Origin of the sequence: Pseudomonas sp. R11-23-07 (assembly GCF_003852295.1) — a bacterium.
In the GTDB taxonomy this organism is placed as follows: domain Bacteria; phylum Pseudomonadota; class Gammaproteobacteria; order Pseudomonadales; family Pseudomonadaceae; genus Aquipseudomonas.
In genome coordinates, this window is sequence record NZ_CP027761.1 from 4,146,215 (window position 1) to 4,162,205 (window position 15,991).

Consider the following 15,991-nt stretch of genomic DNA (forward strand, 5'->3'; position numbering starts at 1 on the left):
AGCAAGCGACGACTACAAACTATTACGCCTGGTGGGCAGTAACGTAGTCGATAGCAGCTTGAACAGTAGTGATTTTTTCAGCTTCTTCGTCCGGGATTTCGGTCTCGAATTCCTCTTCCAGAGCCATCACCAGCTCAACGGTGTCAAGGGAATCGGCACCCAGGTCTTCTACGAAGGAAGCAGTGTTGGTCACTTCTTCTTCTTTGACGCCCAGTTGCTCGGCAACGATTTTCTTGACGCGCTCTTCGATGGTGCTCATACCTTGTTTAACTCCTAATGGACAAATTCAGGCAGCTGGCCAGTGGGTAAGTGTATAGAAAGCCATTTCAGCTTTTCAACTGAAAGCTTCACCCTGTACCCGCTCTGCCACCTGCCTATAAATTAAGTTGCAGCTTTATAACGGATTTTAGACAGCTCGTATGACATATTTTTGAAGCGATCCGTCACAATTTAACTCATGTACATCCCGCCGTTCACTGGAATTGTAGCCCCAGTCACGTATGCCGCACCGTCGGATGCCAGGAAAGTGACCACATTCGCGATCTCTTGAGCCTGGCCCAGACGGCCCAGCGGAATCTGCGTCAGCAAGGCTTCACGCTGTGCTTCCGGCAGTTCGCGGGTCATATCGGTGTCGATGAACCCTGGGGCCACCGAGTTTACCGTAATCGACCGCGAACCGACTTCACGCGCCAGTGCACGGCTGAAACCTTCCAGACCGGCCTTGGCGGAGGCGTAGTTTACTTGGCCGGCGTTGCCCATGGCACCCACTACGGAGCCAATATTGATAATTCGGCCCCAACGCGCCTTGGTCATGCCGCGCAAAACGCCCTTGGACAGGCGGAACAGACTGTTCAGGTTGGTATCGACCACGTCGTACCATTCGTCGTCTTTCATGCGCATCATCAGGTTATCGCGGGTGATACCGGCATTGTTCACCAGAATCGCCGGCGCACCGAACTGAGCGGTGATCTCAGCCAGCACGGCCGCCACGGACGCATCACTGGTCACATTCAGCTCGAGGCCCGTGCCCTGCACGCCGTTTTCCTTGAGGGTCGCGGCGATACGCTCGGCGCCCGAAGCGGAAGTGGCGGTGCCGATCACAACGGCGCCCTGACGGCCCAGCTCCAGGGCGATGGCCTGGCCGATGCCACGGCTTGCGCCGGTAACCAGTGCAACTTTACCTTGCAGACTCATGCAGGCTTCTCCTAAGTACAAAATCGGGATTAAGCGTTCAGGCCAGTGCCGCGAGCGGCAGCGAAGGCTTCAGGGGTATTGAGGTTGGCAGTCGACACACCGTCGGCGCAGCGCTTGTTCAGGCCGGCCAGGACTTTGCCCGGACCGCACTCGACCAGCTCGGTGGCGCCGTTGGCGGCCAGGGTCTGCACCGATTCCACCCAGCGTACTGGCTTGTAGAGCTGCTCCAGCAGGTCGCGCTTGAGGGTGTCGAGGTCAGGGGCAACCGCCGCGCTAACGTTCTGCACCAGCGGGATCTGCGGCGCCTGCCAGTTGATGGCAGCGATAGACTCGGCAAAACGCTCGGCGGCCGGGCGCATCAGTTCGCAGTGCGACGGCACGCTGACCGGCAACGGCAGCGCACGCTTGGCGCCACGGGCCTTGCAGCCTTCGATGGCGCGTTCGACCGCCGCCTTGGCACCGGCGATAACCACTTGGCCAGGGGAGTTGAAGTTGACCGCGCTGACCACTTCGCCCTGGGCCGCTTCGGCACAGGCTTCGATCACCACGACGTCGTCCAGGCCCAGGATAGCGGCCATGCCGCCCTGTCCGGCCGGAACGGCTTCCTGCATCAATTGGCCACGACGCTCGACCAGTTTGACCGCTTCAGCGAGGGTCAGGCTGCCCGCCGCGACCAGCGCGCTGTATTCGCCCAGGCTGTGGCCGGCAACGAACGCCGGGCGCGCGCCGCCTTCGGCCAGCCACAAACGCCACAGGGCGATCGAAGCGGTCAAAATGGCCGGCTGGGTTTTATCGGTTTGATTGAGTTGCTCTTCCGGCCCCTGCTGGGTCAACGCCCACAGGTCATAACCCAGTGCGTCGGAAGCTTCCTTGAAGGTGTCCAGGATCAGCGGGTATTGCGCGCCCAGCTCGGCCAACATGCCGAGGGACTGCGAACCCTGCCCTGGAAAGACGAATGCGAGGGATGTAGACATGTAACAAGCCCCTAATGATCTTGTCGTCGGAAAGAGGCGCCCCTACGGTGGGAGCGCACGAAACTGACAGATTGGATGGTCAATTGAACTGGCCGGTCACATTTAAGCACTCCCGGGCCAATTCGCCTAAGGCAACAGATCCTCGAGACGGCCGTGCAAACGTTGCGGCAGGTTTTCCTGAATCTCGATCACGGCCCGCGCAATGGCACTTTGAAAGCCTTCCACACCGGCCGAACCGTGGCTTTTCACCACAATGCCCTGCAAACCCAGAAAACTCGCGCCATTGTGCCTGGCCGGGGCCAGGTCGGCCTGCAGACGGCGCATCAATGGCAGCGCCAGGGCGCCAACAGCACGCGACACCATGTTCTGTTTGAACAGTGCTTCGATGCGCGTGGCGATCATGGTCGCCAGGCCCTCGCTGGATTTGAGCAGGATATTGCCGACGAACCCGTCGCACACCACCACATCCGCCTCACCACGGTACAAACCGTCACCCTCGACAAAACCGATGTAGTTCAAGCCTCGCGCACCCTGCAGCAATGCAGCGGCGAGCTTGACCTGCTGGTTGCCCTTGATGTCTTCGGTGCCGATGTTCAGCAAGGCTACGCGTGGCCGTACCACGCCCAGCGCTTCGGCCGCCACCGAGCCCATCACGGCGAACTGGAACAGGTGCTCGGCACTGCAGTCGACGTTCGCCCCCAGGTCCAGCAACTGGCAATAACCTTTCTGCGTCGGAATCGCCGCCACCATCGCCGGCCGGTCGATGCCCGGCAGCGTCTTGAGCACATGCCGCGACAAGGCCATCAGCGCGCCCGTATTGCCGGCGCTGACACAGGCCTGCACCTTGCCGTCGCGCAGCAATTGCAACGCCACGCGCATGGACGAGTCGGGCTTGCCGCGCAGGGCCGCTGCCGGCTTTTCGTCCATGGTGATGGCTTCGCTGGCCGCTGTAACCGTCAGGCGCGCACGATCCACCGCCGGATGGCTGGCAATCAGTTCTTCAAGAAGGGAGGGTTGACCGACAAGGGTCAGGTGCAGCGAGGGCGTTGCAGACAGGCTGGCAATGCAGGCCTGAACAATGCTGCGGGGACCGAAGTCCCCGCCCATTGCGTCAATCGCGATGACTTGAGCAGACAAGTGATTACTCGTCAGCGCCCTTGTCGATCACTTTACGGCCACGGTATACGCCTTCTGGCGATACGTGGTGACGCAGGTGAATTTCACCGGTGGTTTTTTCTACAGACAGAGTGCTTGCCGTCAGGGCATCGTGCGAACGACGCATGTCACGGGCAGAGCGGGATTTTTTGTTCTGCTGAACAGCCATAATTGATTAACTCCTAAACGTTTGGGTCACGCTTTAACTGCGCCAATACACTGAACGGGTTGGACCGCGTTACCTCGTCCTCGCTCGGTTCGGGCTCGTCATCGAGACCCGCCGGCTGCTGGCATTCTTCCGGATGATGAGCAGGCACAATGGGCAAGGCGAGCAAAAGCTCCTCCTCGATCAGTGCATGCAGATCCAAAGGATCTTCGCCCAGTTCCAGCACGTCATAACCTTTCGGCAACGACTGGGTATTCGCACCCTCCTTCACCACGGCATAACTGCATTCGCTGTGGATCGGCAGGGTGACCAGCTCAAGACAACGCTGGCAAACCATCTTGACTTCGGTGTCGATAAAACTGTGGATTACCACAGACTTACGTTCATCTCGTTCAAAAACGAATTTGGCCTGGACCGCACCGACAGTGTCGGAAAGCGAGTCGCAGAGTCTCTCCAAATCGGCCAGCGGCAATTCACCTTGAAGGGAAGTGCCACGATCAGCCAATTTGCGCGGGTCAACGTGAGGTGGAATCGGGTCATTCAACATAGGCGCAGCATTATAGGGATGCACCCAGCCATGTCAAAGGAAATTCAGTCCTGTGCGTCAGCCGGTCACGCCGCTAGAATCTGCGGCTGCCTTGAGGAGACGTCCATGCTGCCTTTATTACTTGCGTCCAGCTCGGTTTATCGCCGGGAATTACTGAGCCGCCTGCACTTGCCGTTCACCTGCGGCGCGCCGGATATCGATGAAAGCCATCGCCCGGATGAATCCGCTATTGAGCTGGTCAAGCGCTTGGCCGAAGAGAAAGCGCGCGCCCTCGCCGCCAGTCATCCAGCACACCTGATCATCGGCTCGGATCAGGTGGCTGCGCTTGATGGACGGATTATCGGCAAGCCGCACACCTTCGAAAACGCCCGCGAACAATTGCTGGCAGCCAGCGGCAAGCGTGTGAGCTTCCTCACCGGATTGGCGCTGCTCAATAGCGATACCGGGCACTGCCAGGTGGACTGCATCCCTTTTACCGTGCACATGCGCGAACTGAGCGTTGAACGCATCGAACGCTACCTGCGGATCGAGCAGCCGTATGACTGCGCGGGCAGCTTCAAGGCCGAAGGCCTGGGCGTGAGCCTGTTCCAGAGCACCGAAGGGCCGGATGCGACCAGCCTTGTGGGCCTGCCGCTGATTCGCCTGGTAGATATGCTGCTGGCGGAAGGTGTGCAAATCCCCTGAGAGCACTGCAGATTCAAATGTGGGAGGGGGCTTGCCCCCGATGGCGATTGTCCAGTCAAAGATGTACTGACTGATAATCCGCTATCGGGGGCAAGCCCCCTCCCACATTTTGTCCTGCATTTACTTTGAGAGATCAGCGCAGGGTCGGGCCCTGGAAGCCCATGTACAGGGCCAGCTTCTCAGCCACACTGGCACCGAGCTTTTTGGAGAAGCGGTCAAACGGCGATTCCTCAACCGTGAAATCCACCAACTCCTTCTCGCCAATCACATCCCGCGCCACCGAACTGGCACTGCCCAGGCCGTCGATCAAGCCCAGCGGCAGCGCTTGCTCACCCGACCACACGAGGCCGGAGAACAGCTCTGGATGGTCCTTGTCCCTGAGCCGATCGCCACGCCCTTGCTTGACGCTGGCAATGAACTGACGATGGGTGGTATCGAGCACGCCCTGCCAGAACTGCGTTTCGTCGGCCTTTTGCGGCTGGAACGGGTCGAGGAACGCCTTATGCTCCCCCGACGTGTAGGTGCGACGCTCTACGCCCAGCTTCTCCATGGTGCCGACAAAACCGTAGCCGGCTGCCGTCACGCCAATGGAGCCGACCAGGCTGGCCTTGTCCGCATAGATCTGGTCGGCGGCGCTGGCGATGTAATAGGCACCCGAGGCCCCGAGGTCCGAGATCACCGCATAAAGCTTGGTATCTGGATGCAGGGCGCGCAGACGGCGGATCTCGTCATACACATAACCCGACTGCACCGGGCTGCCACCGGGGCTATTGATGCGCAGGACCACGCCTTTGACCTTGGGGTCTTCGAACGCGGCGCGCAGGCTGCTGACGATATTGTCGGCGCTGGCGGGCTCCTTGTCGGCGATCACCCCGCGCACTTCGATCAAGGCGGTGTAGTGGCTGCTCCGGGTGGCGCTTTTTTCCATGTCCATCAGCGGACTGAACAACGCCAGCATGCCCAGCAGGTACACGAAGGTCAGCAGCTTGAAGAAAATCCCCCAACGCCGCGAGCGACGCTGCTCCTGCACGCTGGCCAACAAGGTCTTTTCCAGCAACTTCCAGCTTTTGTCGTCGCTGCTATCGGCCTTTTCAGGCGCTTTCCACTCGTCACTCATGCCATTAACCCCAGCAAAGACTTATTGAGCCCGACCGAGCCAGGCCTGCAGTTCAGAAAAATGATCGATCGTCAGCCTGGGCTCATATTGCTGCAAGGCTTCGGCCGCCTGGGCGCCGTAGCTGACCGCCACGCTGTCCATGCCCGCATTGCGCGCCATCATCAGGTCGAAGGACGCATCCCCCACCATCAGTGCCTGGCGCGGCGCTACACCGCAGTGAGCCAGGATCTGCTCCAGCATCAGAGGGTGGGGTTTGCTGGCGGTTTCATCCGCGGCACGGGTGATGTCGAAATAATCGTCCCAGCCATGCGCCTTGAGCACGCGGTCGAGCCCGCGCCGGGCCTTGCCGGTGGCCACGGCGAGGTAATAGCCCTGGGCACGGAACGCTTCCAGGGACTGCCTCACACCGTCGAACAGCGGTGAAGGCTCGGCTTCCAGAGCGATGTAGTGATCCGCGTAGTGCTGTCGAAACGCGATCAGTTGCGAGTCGTCGATCTGCGGGTACAGCGTGCGGATGGCCTCAGGCAGGCCCAGGCCAATGATGCCCTTGACCGCCAGGTCGCTGCACGGCTCGAAGCCGGAACGGGTCGAGGCCATGTGCATCGATTCGACAATCCGCCCTATGGAGTTGGCCAGCGTTCCATCCCAGTCGAAGATCAGCAGCTTGTAATCAAGGCGCGACACTCAAACGCTCCACGGTCTTGGCCCACATTTCATCGACTGGCGCCTGCAACTTCAACTCACCGCCATCGGGCAGCGGCACGGTCAGCATATAGGCGTGCAGGAACAGGCGCTTGCCGCCGAGGTCGCGAATTTCCCTGGAGAAATCCTCGTCACCGTATTTGGTATCACCGGCAATGCAATGGCCAGCGTGCAGGGTGTGCACGCGAATCTGGTGGGTACGCCCGGTCACCGGCTTGGCCTCGACCAGGGTGGCGAAGTCGCCGAAGCGGCGCAGCACCTTGAACAGGGTCAGGGCCTCTTTGCCCTCCTCGTCCACTTCCACCATACGTTCACCGGAGCGCAGGTTGCTTTTCTGCAACGGCGCTCGCACGCTCTTGATCGAACTGGCCCAGTTGCCTCGCACCAGCGCCATGTAGCGTTTGTCCACGCCATCGCCACGCAGGGCGGTGTGCAGGTGGCGCAACATGCTACGCTTCTTGGCGATCATCAACAGGCCGGAGGTGTCGCGGTCCAGTCGGTGGACCAGCTCCAGCTCCTTGGCATCCGGGCGCAGCTGACGAAAGGCTTCGATCACGCCGAACGTCAGGCCGCTGCCGCCGTGAACGGCAATGCCGCAGGGTTTGTTGATCACGATGAGTTTGTTATCTTCGAACACGATCGAGGCTTCCAGGCGCTGCAGCAGGCCCTGGGCCAGCGGCACCGGCTCGTCGCGCTCGGGCACACGCACTGGCGGCACCCGGACGATATCGCCCGCCTGCAACTTGTACTCGGGCTTGATCCGACCTTTGTTCACGCGCACCTCGCCTTTGCGCAAGATGCGGTAAATCAAGGTCTTGGGCACGCCTTTGAGCCTGGCCAGGAGAAAATTATCGATGCGTTGGCCGGCATATTCCGGCGAGACCTCGAGCAGCTGGACGCTGGGGGTCTGGGGGGCGGTAGTCGTCATGGCGGCGATGATAACAATTTTTTATGGAATTGAAGCACTTAATCATTGCTGCTATAGTCGCGAACGCCGCCAAAAGCGGCCTGGACAGAGGACTTGCGGCAAACTGCCGGCCCTGACCATCGCAATTCATCAGGACGCGAGGCCGTCCTACGGGGCGTTCGCCACCTTGGAAGGCTTGAGATTGTAACAAGCGCAGGTGACATGAGGCCTGAAGCGAGTGCGCAAAGCAGAGTGAATACTCGCCTTGCGCGCCGATATTTACGGCCAGTTCACAAAGTGCAGTCAGTCTCGGGCCAGACCATGGCGAATGCTTCGGAAACAACGCCTGTTAAGAGCTGAGTGCGAGCGCAGTCGCCCACACCTAGTCTTGTTTAGCCATGAGCGTGGACTCCCCATTGGAGAACACGGTAAATGCCAACCCGCTGCGGATTCTGCGCGCGGCAGCACCCGAATTATCAGGGATACGTGTAGGGTGGAGATGCACAACCGTCGGACCGTGTAGCACTAGGCTTATATTTAGACGCTTCATCTCGTCCACAGTCGCCGGTTGATTCCTCCTCCTGACCTTAGCTTTTGTTGAAGTGGTGCCTTTGTCACCACCGCTAACAAGCAGGACGCGTCCGTCGCGATACCCGCCCAATTGGCAGGTTTTGCTGGACACTGGAGTGGCCAACCACTCTTGACGCACCTGACACCGACCGTGAGAAGTCGTGTGTGCCGAACGCCGTTTCCGGCAGCCCGGAAACCGACGGTACAACATGAAAAGAATGCTGATTAACGCAACCCAACCCGAAGAGTTGCGTGTTGCACTGGTAGATGGCCAACGCCTCTACGACCTGGATATCGAATCCGGTGCCCGCGAGCAAAAGAAGGCCAACATCTATAAAGGTCGTATTACTCGCATCGAACCTAGCCTTGAGGCTGCCTTTGTCGATTTCGGCTCCGAGCGCCACGGCTTCCTGCCCCTCAAAGAAATCTCCCGCGAATACTTCAAGAAGGCCCCCGAAGGCCGGGTGAACATCAAGGACGTCCTGAGCGAAGGCCAGGAAGTCATCGTTCAGGTCGAGAAAGAAGAACGTGGCAACAAGGGCGCCGCCCTGACCACCTTCATCAGCCTGGCTGGCCGTTACCTGGTGCTGATGCCGAATAACCCGCGTGCCGGCGGTATTTCCCGTCGCATCGAAGGCGAAGAGCGCAACGAACTGCGTGAAGCGCTCAACGGCCTGATCGCTCCGGCCGACATGGGCCTGATCGTGCGCACTGCAGGCCTGGGCCGCAGCAGCGAAGAAATGCAGTGGGACCTCGACTACCTGCTGCAACTCTGGACCGCCATCAAAGAAGCCTCCCTGGATCGCTCCGCGCCCTTCCTGATCTACCAGGAAAGCAACGTGATCATCCGCGCCATCCGCGATTACCTGCGCCAGGACATCGGCGAAGTGCTGATCGACAGCGTTGAAGCCCAGGACGAAGCCCTGACCTTCATCCGCCAGGTGATGCCGCAGTACGCCAGCAAGATCAAGCTGTACGAAGACAGCGTTCCGCTGTTCAACCGTTTCCAGATCGAAAGCCAGATCGAGACCGCTTTCCAGCGCGTAGTCGAACTGCCTTCCGGTGGCTCCATCGTGATCGACCCGACCGAAGCCCTGGTGTCCATCGACATCAACTCGGCGCGCGCCACGAAGGGTAGCGACATCGAAGAAACCGCCCTGCAGACCAACCTGGAAGCGGCTGAAGAAATCGCCCGCCAGCTGCGCCTGCGTGATATCGGCGGCCTGATCGTGATCGACTTCATCGACATGACCCCGGCCAAGAACCAGCGCGCCGTGGAAGAGAAAGTCCGCGAATGCCTGGAAGCTGACCGTGCCCGCGTGCAGGTCGGCCGCATCTCGCGCTTCGGCCTGCTGGAAATGTCCCGTCAGCGCCTGCGCCCGTCCCTGGGTGAAAGCAGCGGCATCGTCTGCCCGCGTTGCAACGGCACCGGCATCATCCGTGACGTTGAATCGCTGTCGCTCGCGATCCTGCGCCTGATCGAAGAAGAAGCCCTGAAAGACCGCACCGCCGAAGTTCGCGCACAAGTGCCGATTCCGGTTGCCGCCTTCCTGCTCAACGAAAAACGCAACTCGATCACCAAGATCGAACTGCGCACCCGTGCCCGTATCGTCATCCTGCCGAACGATCACCTCGAGACGCCGCACTTCGAAGTGCAGCGCCTGCGCGATGACAGCCCGGAAGCCCACAGCGGCCAGTCCAGCTACGAAATCGCCGCTGCCGCTGCCGAAGTGGAAGAAGTCCAGCCAGCCGCTGCGACCCGCACCCTGGTTCGCCAGGAAGCTGCGGTGAAGACCGCACCGGCCCGTGCCAACGCACCGGTTCCGGTTGAAGCCGCCGCTCCGGTTGCCGCACCGGCCGCCCTGCCTGAGCCAAGCCTGTTCAAAGGCCTGGTGAAATCCCTGGTCAGCCTGTTCGCCACCAAGGAAGAGCCCGCCGCGCCGGTTGTGGTTGAAAAAACCGCCGCCGAACGCCCTGCGCGCAACGAAGAACGTCGCAACGGTCGTCAGCAGAGCCGTAACCGCAACGGTCGCCGCGACGAAGAGCGCAAGCCGCGCGAAGAACGTGCTCCGCGTGAAGAACGCGCGCCCCGTGAAGAGCGTGCACCTCGCGAAGCCCGTGAAGAAACCCCGACCGTAGCCCGTGAAGAACGCGCACCTCGCGAAGAGCGCGCACCGCGCACTCCACGTGCTCCACGTGAAGACCGCAAGCCGCGTGGCGAGCGTGAAGAACGTGTGCGCGAACTGCGCGAGCCTCTGGACGCGGCACCTGCCGTTGCCGCCGCCGCAGCCGCAACCACCGAAGAACGCCCGGCTCGTCAGCCGCGTGAAGAGCGCGCGCCACGTGAGGAACGTCAACCACGTGCTCCGCGTGAAGAGCGTCAACCGCGCGCCGAACAAGCCGCTGCCGCCAGCGAAGAAGAAGTGCTGACCGGCGAAGAGCAACTGCAGGAAGAGGGCCAGGACAACGCCGAAGGCGATCGTCCACGCCGCCGCTCCCGTGGTCAGCGTCGTCGCAGCAACCGTCGTGAGCGTCAACGTGATGCCAACGGCAACGTGATCGAAGGTCCGGAAGAAGCCGGCGAGCACGCAGAAACTGGCAACCACGAACCGACCGGTGACGAACTGGCTGCCGGCCTGGCCGTGACTGCCGCCGTGGCCAGCTCGGTCATCAGCGCACCGGCTGAAGCCCAGGCTCATGAGCAGGCTGAACGCGCTACCGCCGCTGTCGAAGAGACTGCTGCTTTCGAAGAGACCGCTACGGTAGAAGCGCCTGTTGCCGAGACTCCAGTGGTTGAAGCACCTGTGGTGGAAGCCACTACCCCAATCGAAACCCCAGTGGTTCCGGAAGTGGAAGTAGCACCGGTTCGCGACGCTCAACCCGTGACCGAGGTGGTTGCCGTTGAAGTCGCCCCGGTCGTCGAGCCTGAGCCAGTGGTTCAAGCGCCCGAGCAAGCACCGGTTGCTGAAGAAGCTGCTCCAGTGGTGCGTGAAGTTCGCGAAGAACAGACCGCCTTCCAATGGACTGCCGAATCTGCCGCTCCGGTTGAAGCGCCCGCTCCTGCCCCCGTGGTAGAAGAGGCACCCGCTCCGGTTGCAGATGTCGTAGTGGCCGAGCCGACCCCAGAGGTCGAAACTGCCCCCGTGGTTGAGCCCGCCCCAGTCGTTGAGCATGCCCCCGTGGTTGAAGCGCCGGTAGTGGCCGAAGTCGCTGCTCCGGTGGTTGAAGCTGCACCGGCAAGCGCCCTGACTGAAAACGGCCGTGCACCGAACGACCCACGTGAAGTGCGTCGTCGCCGCAAGGAAGCCGAGGCTGCCGCCGCTGCTGCCGCGTTAGAGCAAAACGCCCAGGAAGAAGAGCACGAGCCTAAACCCCTCGTCTGATTCCATCAGCCAATAAAAAGCCCCGCCTGAGCAATCAGGCGGGGCTTTTTTTGCAAAAAAATCGAACACACGGCTGTTCAAAGGTGGGAGGGGGCTTGCTCCCGATAGCGGTGGATCAGCCAACACCTCCATGAGCTGACATACCGCTATCGGGAGCAAGCCCCCTCCCACATTCAGTCGGCGCTGAAACTCAACTGTTGCGGCACATCCACATCCCATAGCACGCCAGGATCATCCACCGGCACGCCTCGCACCTGTGCCAGTGCAAACAAAGCCTTCGCGCCACGGTCGCCGGCCAATGCCATCAATGCAGGCCCAAATACACGGCCGAAAGCGACTGGATGCCCATACTGTCCGGCATGCACCGGCACAGTGATGCTTCCCGGATCGGCCAGCACACGCTCGATCGTTGCGGAACGAATAAACGGCATATCCCCCAGTACCACTAGCCAGCCCTCTGCCGAAGCACTAGCCGTGACAGCGGCGGCAATGCTATCGCCCATACCGGCCGATTCCAGCAGCAGGACCTTACAACCATGTGCCTCTGCCAACCGAATCACCTCAAGGCGTTCCGGTGAAGTCACCACCCAACGCTCAACAAGCGTCGCCGGCAGGTTCACCAATACCTGCTCGATCACAGGCCGCGTCACGCCGTCCAGGCCGACGCAATCGGCCAGCAATTTATCGCAGTCGGCGCCGGCCTCAGCGCGGAAGCGACTGCCCTGCCCCGCCGCCAGCACTATTGCCGTCACTGTCACTGTGCAGCCACCGGCAGCGGCTTTTTCTGCAGGGGCGCCACGCCGTTCTTGATCGCGACGATTTCCGCCATGAGCGACAGTGCGATTTCCGCCGGCGTATGGCTGCCGATGTGCAAACCGATGGGGCCATGCAAACGCGCAATCGCCTCCGCCGACAAGCCCAGCGCCGCCAGGTTTTCCCGACGTTTCAGCGTATTGACCCGCGAGCCCAGGGCGCCAATGTAGAACGCGCTGGAATTCAACGCCGTGAGCAAAGCCATGTCGTCCAGGCGCGGATCGTGGGTCAGGCAGACAATCGCCGTGCGTTCGTCGGTCTGGATATTCAACACCGCTTCATCGGGCATGCCCGGCACGAAGCGGCCGTGTTGTTCCTCCCAACCATAGACAAACTCTTCACGCGGATCGCAGATCAGCACTTCGAAGTCGAGCAGGCGCGCCATTTCCGCGACGTAACGCGACAGTTGCCCAGCGCCGATCAGCAGCAGGCGCCAGCGCGGCCCATAGATGGCGCGCAGGCGCTGGTCGTCAAAGGTCACCACATCGGTCTTGCTCGCAGGGCTGAGGGTCACTTCGCCGGTGGCCAGGCTCAGCTCCCGCGCGACAATCTGATGATCCTCGCAGCGCGCCAGCAATTGCTCCACCCAGGCCCACTCTTCCACCCGTTCTTCGGTCAGGCGCAGGGTGCCGCCGCAAGGCAGGCCAAAACGCGCCGCCTCATCGCGAGTAACGCCGTAGGTCACCAACTGCACAGGCGGGCCGTCGTCAGGCAAACGGCCATCCTGCAAGCGCGCGATCAAATCGTCCTCGATGCAGCCGCCGGACACCGAACCGATCACCACCCCGTCGCCGCGCAAGGCCAACATCGCCCCCGGTGGGCGCGGCGCGCTGCCCCACGTCTGCACTACGCTGTACAACACCACGCGTTGCCCGGCGCGGCGCCATTGCAGCACGCTGCGCAAGACATTCAGATCCACACTGTCCATCAGGCTTTCGCCTCCTGCCAACCCTGCAATTGATAGCGTACCGGCAGGTTACGGATGCGCTGGCCGGTCGCCGCGAAGATCGCGTTGCACAACGCCGGCGCAATCGGTGGTACGCCGGGCTCGCCGACACCGCCCAACGGCACCTCGCCGGTCGGAGTCACCAGGTGCACGGCGATCTGCTTGGGCGCCAGGGACATACGCGCCACTTCGTACATATGAAAATTGTCCTGCTGGACCTTACCGTCTTTGAAGCTGATCTCGCCCAGCACCGCGTTGCCCAGGCCCATCACACACGCGCCCTCGAACTGCGAGCGGATGCGTTCCGGGTTGACCTGCGGGCCGCAGTCCACGGCGATATCGACCTTGTGCACAATCAGCGTGCCGTCGTCTTTGACTTCCACCTCGATCACCGCTGCCACATAGGTGACGAAACTGTAGTGCACCGCCAGCCCCAGCCCACGCCCCTTGGGCAGCTTGCGCCCCCAGCCGGCGGCCTTGGCGGCAGTTTCCAGTACGCCACGCAGGCGCGCGGTGTCGATCGGGTAACGCTCGGGGGATTCGCCGTAGTTCCACTCGTCGCTCAAGGTTTTCGGATCGATCCGGCGGTCCGGGCCGAGCAACTTGAGCTGGTACTGCAACGGATCCTGGCCGGCCTTATGCGCCAGCTCATCGACAAAACTCTGGATGGCAAAACCGTGGGGAATGTTTGACACCGAACGGTACCAACCCACACGGGTATGCGCCGCCGCTTCAGGGTTTTCCAGGCGCACGTTGGGGATGGCGTAGGCCATATTGGTAAAGCCCATGCCCAGTTCGAATGCCGCTTCGTGGTTCATGCCCGGCGCGAACAGCGCGGTAATGCTCGGCGCTACCGTGCGGTGCAGCCAGGCGGCAGGCAGGCCGTCTTTATTCAGGCCGGCTTTGAGGTATTCGGCGGACACGGTATGAAAGTAGGAATTGTGGATATCGTCTTCACGGGTCCACTGTACGCGCACGGCTTTGCCCGGAAACTGTTTGGCCAGCACGGCGGCTTCGATGATGAAGTCCGGCTTGGATTTGCGCCCGAAGCCACCGCCCAGCAAGGTCACGTGCACCGTGACGTTATCGAAGGGCACGCCCAGGCGCTCAGCGATGCGCTCGCGAGTGACTTGCGGTGCCTGGCTCGGCGCCCAGGCTTCGCACTGGCCCTTGTCGAAACGGGCGACGGCGACCATCGGCTCCATCGGCGACTGCGCCAGGTGCGGCAGGTAGTAGGCGGCCTCCAAGGTGCTGTCGGCATCGCCCATGGCCTGGTCGAGGGTGCCAGTGTTGCGCACCACTTTGCCGGGCTGGCGGGCGGCGGCCTCCAGCTCCTTGCGGTAATCGACGGAGTTGTAGCCGGCGTTGACGCCGTCGTCCCACACGATGTTCAGCGCGTCACGGCCCTTGATCGCCGCCCAGGTATTGCTGGCCACCACGGCCACGCCACCGAGGGGCTGGAATTCGGAGGGGATCGGCCGGCTTTCGATTTCCAGCACCTTGATCACGCCAGGGACTTTCATCGCGGCACTGGCATCGAAGGATTTGACCTTGCCGCCATATACCTTCGGCCGTGCGATGATGGCGTAGAGCATGCCGTCGAAATGCACGTCGGCACCGTAGACGGCGCTGCCGTTGACGATGTCGACGCCATCGATGGCCTTGACGCCTTCTTTGCCGATATAGCGAAATTCCGTCGGCTGCTTGAGGCGCAGGCTGTCGCGTGCGGGAACGGCCAGCGCACCGGCCGCAGTGGCCAACTCGCCATAGCCCAGCTCACGACCGCTCGGTTGGTGGATCACCTTATGCAATTGCGCACGGCACTCGCTGACCGGGACCTTCCACTGCTCGGCAGCGGCCTGCTCCAGCATCGCCCGCACACTGGCGCCGCAACGCCGCATCGGCTCGTACCAATGGCGCATGCTGCGCGAGCCGTCGGTGTCCTGGTTGCCATAACGCACCTCATCACCCGGCGCTTGCTGGACCTTCACCTTGGCCCAATCGGCCTCCAGCTCATCGGCCACCACCAGGCTGAGGCTGGTGCGCACGCCCTGGCCCATTTCGGAACGGTTGCAGACCACGGTCACCGTGCCGTCGGTGGCGATGCTGACGTAGACCTTGGGGTCGTCGATCAGCCCATGGGGCATTGCATCGCCGCCATATTGCTTGACCGCATCAGCTGCGAAAGCGTCAGGCAGGCCCCAGCTGGCGGCGATCACCAGCACACCGGTGGCGCCCGCGCCTTTGAGAAAGCCGCGACGACTGAGGTTATTCAGGACGAAATCAGCGGGTAACCGGCTCATGCCTTGGCCCCCAGGTGCGTGGCCGCCTGACGGATCGCGGTCTTGATGCGGTTGTAGGTGCCGCAGCGGCAGATGTTGCCGACCATGGCCTCTTCGATCTGTTCATCGCTGGGGTTGGGGTGGGTTTTCAGCAACGCGGTGGCCGACATGATCTGCCCGCCCTGGCAATAGCCACATTGGGCGACGGCGGTGTCGAGCCAGGCTTGCTGCACCACCTGGCCGACAGGATCGGTGTGCAGGTTGTCGATGGTGCTGATGGCTTGGCCTTTGACCGCACCGATCGGGGTGATGCAACTGCGTGCGGGCGCACCGTCGATATGAATGGTGCAGGCACCGCACAGGCCCATGCCGCAACCGAACTTGGTGCCGTTGTAGCCCGCTGCATCGCGAATCGCCCACAACAGCGGCATATCTTCGGTGACGTCCAGTTGATGGTCTTGGCCGTTGAGTTTCAGGGTAATCATGGGCACGCCCGCCTGTTCATTGCATGGTTAGGGGCGAGCAATCTGTTGCAAGAGGTCACGCGGTTC

General features: G+C 61.6%; 15 protein-coding genes. 2 read left to right on the forward strand and 13 right to left on the reverse strand.

Annotation, left to right across the window (positions count from 1 at the left end; translation table 11 throughout):
* Nucleotides 1–22: 22 nt before the first annotated feature.
* The 6 genes from acpP to C4J84_RS18980 all read right to left on the reverse strand — a co-directional run bounded on the left by acpP (nt 23) and on the right by C4J84_RS18980 (nt 4,036).
* Entirely contained in the window at nt 23–259 is a 237-nt protein-coding gene (acpP, locus tag C4J84_RS18955; protein WP_010566559.1) for an acyl carrier protein, read from the reverse strand.
* A 191-nt stretch (nt 260–450) separates the two neighbouring features.
* Nucleotides 451–1,194 (reverse strand): 3-oxoacyl-ACP reductase FabG, encoded by a 744-nt coding sequence (gene fabG / locus C4J84_RS18960; RefSeq protein ID WP_124368026.1) that lies wholly within the window; start codon nt 1,192–1,194, stop codon nt 451–453.
* Between the two features lie 29 nt (nt 1,195–1,223).
* Complete coding sequence (gene fabD, locus C4J84_RS18965) at nt 1,224–2,168, reverse strand: ACP S-malonyltransferase (protein ID WP_124371571.1); 945 nt, start codon at nt 2,166–2,168, stop codon at nt 1,224–1,226.
* A gap of 126 nt (nt 2,169–2,294) precedes the next feature.
* Nucleotides 2,295–3,305, reverse strand: coding sequence for a phosphate acyltransferase PlsX (gene plsX, locus C4J84_RS18970; RefSeq protein WP_124371572.1), 1,011 nt, complete (start codon nt 3,303–3,305; stop codon nt 2,295–2,297).
* A 4-nt stretch (nt 3,306–3,309) separates the two neighbouring features.
* Nucleotides 3,310–3,492, reverse strand: a complete 183-nt coding sequence (rpmF, locus tag C4J84_RS18975) for a 50S ribosomal protein L32 (protein ID WP_008152339.1) — start codon at nt 3,490–3,492, stop codon at nt 3,310–3,312.
* Between the two features lie 13 nt (nt 3,493–3,505).
* Nucleotides 3,506–4,036 (reverse strand): YceD family protein, encoded by a 531-nt coding sequence (locus tag C4J84_RS18980; protein ID WP_124364014.1) that lies wholly within the window; start codon nt 4,034–4,036, stop codon nt 3,506–3,508.
* Between the two features lie 105 nt (nt 4,037–4,141).
* On the opposite strand from C4J84_RS18980, the gene C4J84_RS18985 reads away from it, so the two are divergent.
* Nucleotides 4,142–4,720 (forward strand): nucleoside triphosphate pyrophosphatase, encoded by a 579-nt coding sequence (locus tag C4J84_RS18985; protein ID WP_124371573.1) that lies wholly within the window; start codon nt 4,142–4,144, stop codon nt 4,718–4,720.
* A gap of 133 nt (nt 4,721–4,853) precedes the next feature.
* On the opposite strand, the gene C4J84_RS18990 is transcribed toward C4J84_RS18985, so the two are convergent.
* From C4J84_RS18990 to rluC, 3 genes are read right to left on the reverse strand one after another with little or no spacing between them, the layout of a single operon-like run.
* Nucleotides 4,854–5,837 carry a S49 family peptidase gene (locus tag C4J84_RS18990; protein WP_124371574.1) on the reverse strand — a complete coding sequence of 328 codons (984 nt, stop codon included), beginning with the start codon at nt 5,835–5,837 and terminating at the stop codon, nt 4,854–4,856.
* Between the two features lie 21 nt (nt 5,838–5,858).
* Entirely contained in the window at nt 5,859–6,521 is a 663-nt protein-coding gene (locus C4J84_RS18995) for an HAD-IA family hydrolase (protein ID WP_124405023.1), read from the reverse strand.
* The gene (rluC, locus tag C4J84_RS19000) at nt 6,508–7,467 is read right to left on the reverse strand and encodes a 23S rRNA pseudouridine(955/2504/2580) synthase RluC (protein ID WP_065951059.1); all 960 of its coding nucleotides are present in this window, start codon (nt 7,465–7,467) and stop codon (nt 6,508–6,510) included. Before rluC ends, C4J84_RS18995 begins: the two co-directional genes overlap by 14 nt.
* Nucleotides 7,468–8,225: 758 nt before the next feature.
* Here rluC and rne point away from each other — a divergent pair.
* Nucleotides 8,226–11,399, forward strand: a complete 3,174-nt coding sequence (rne, locus tag C4J84_RS19005) for a ribonuclease E (protein WP_372238193.1) — start codon at nt 8,226–8,228, stop codon at nt 11,397–11,399.
* Nucleotides 11,400–11,572: 173 nt separating this feature from the next.
* Here the strand turns inward: rne and C4J84_RS19010 are convergent, their stop codons facing one another.
* From C4J84_RS19010 to C4J84_RS19025, 4 genes are read right to left on the reverse strand one after another with little or no spacing between them, the layout of a single operon-like run.
* Nucleotides 11,573–12,157: an NTP transferase domain-containing protein gene (locus tag C4J84_RS19010; RefSeq protein WP_124435944.1), complete on the reverse strand. Its 585-nt coding sequence runs from the start codon at nt 12,155–12,157 to the stop codon at nt 11,573–11,575.
* Nucleotides 12,154–13,140: an XdhC family protein gene (locus C4J84_RS19015; RefSeq protein ID WP_124435945.1), complete on the reverse strand. Its 987-nt coding sequence runs from the start codon at nt 13,138–13,140 to the stop codon at nt 12,154–12,156. The genes C4J84_RS19010 and C4J84_RS19015 overlap by 4 nt, the downstream gene beginning before the upstream one ends.
* Nucleotides 13,140–15,461, reverse strand: coding sequence for a xanthine dehydrogenase family protein molybdopterin-binding subunit (locus C4J84_RS19020; RefSeq protein ID WP_124435946.1), 2,322 nt, complete (start codon nt 15,459–15,461; stop codon nt 13,140–13,142). Before C4J84_RS19020 ends, C4J84_RS19015 begins: the two co-directional genes overlap by 1 nt.
* Nucleotides 15,458–15,925: a (2Fe-2S)-binding protein gene (locus tag C4J84_RS19025; RefSeq protein ID WP_124364022.1), complete on the reverse strand. Its 468-nt coding sequence runs from the start codon at nt 15,923–15,925 to the stop codon at nt 15,458–15,460. The genes C4J84_RS19020 and C4J84_RS19025 overlap by 4 nt, the downstream gene beginning before the upstream one ends.
* Nucleotides 15,926–15,991: the final 66 nt, after the last annotated feature.

Bases quoted from the DNA above. Each gene is read 5' to 3' on its own strand.
- C4J84_RS19025 (WP_124364022.1), bottom strand. From the start codon at position 15,925: ATGATTACCCTGAAACTCAACGGCCAAGACCATCAACTGGACGTCACC.
- C4J84_RS19015 (WP_124435945.1), bottom strand. From the start codon at position 13,140: ATGGACAGTGTGGATCTGAATGTCTTGCGCAGCGTGCTGCAATGGCGC.
- C4J84_RS19020 (WP_124435946.1), bottom strand. From the start codon at position 15,461: ATGAGCCGGTTACCCGCTGATTTCGTCCTGAATAACCTCAGTCGTCGC.
- rpmF (WP_008152339.1), bottom strand. From the start codon at position 3,492: ATGGCTGTTCAGCAGAACAAAAAATCCCGCTCTGCCCGTGACATGCGT.
- rne (WP_372238193.1), top strand. From the start codon at position 8,226: ATGAAAAGAATGCTGATTAACGCAACCCAACCCGAAGAGTTGCGTGTT.
- C4J84_RS18990 (WP_124371574.1), bottom strand. From the start codon at position 5,837: ATGAGTGACGAGTGGAAAGCGCCTGAAAAGGCCGATAGCAGCGACGAC.
- fabD (WP_124371571.1), bottom strand. From the start codon at position 2,168: ATGTCTACATCCCTCGCATTCGTCTTTCCAGGGCAGGGTTCGCAGTCC.
- C4J84_RS18985 (WP_124371573.1), top strand. From the start codon at position 4,142: ATGCTGCCTTTATTACTTGCGTCCAGCTCGGTTTATCGCCGGGAATTA.
- C4J84_RS18980 (WP_124364014.1), bottom strand. From the start codon at position 4,036: ATGTTGAATGACCCGATTCCACCTCACGTTGACCCGCGCAAATTGGCT.
- acpP (WP_010566559.1), bottom strand. From the start codon at position 259: ATGAGCACCATCGAAGAGCGCGTCAAGAAAATCGTTGCCGAGCAACTG.
- rluC (WP_065951059.1), bottom strand. From the start codon at position 7,467: ATGACGACTACCGCCCCCCAGACCCCCAGCGTCCAGCTGCTCGAGGTC.
- fabG (WP_124368026.1), bottom strand. From the start codon at position 1,194: ATGAGTCTGCAAGGTAAAGTTGCACTGGTTACCGGCGCAAGCCGTGGC.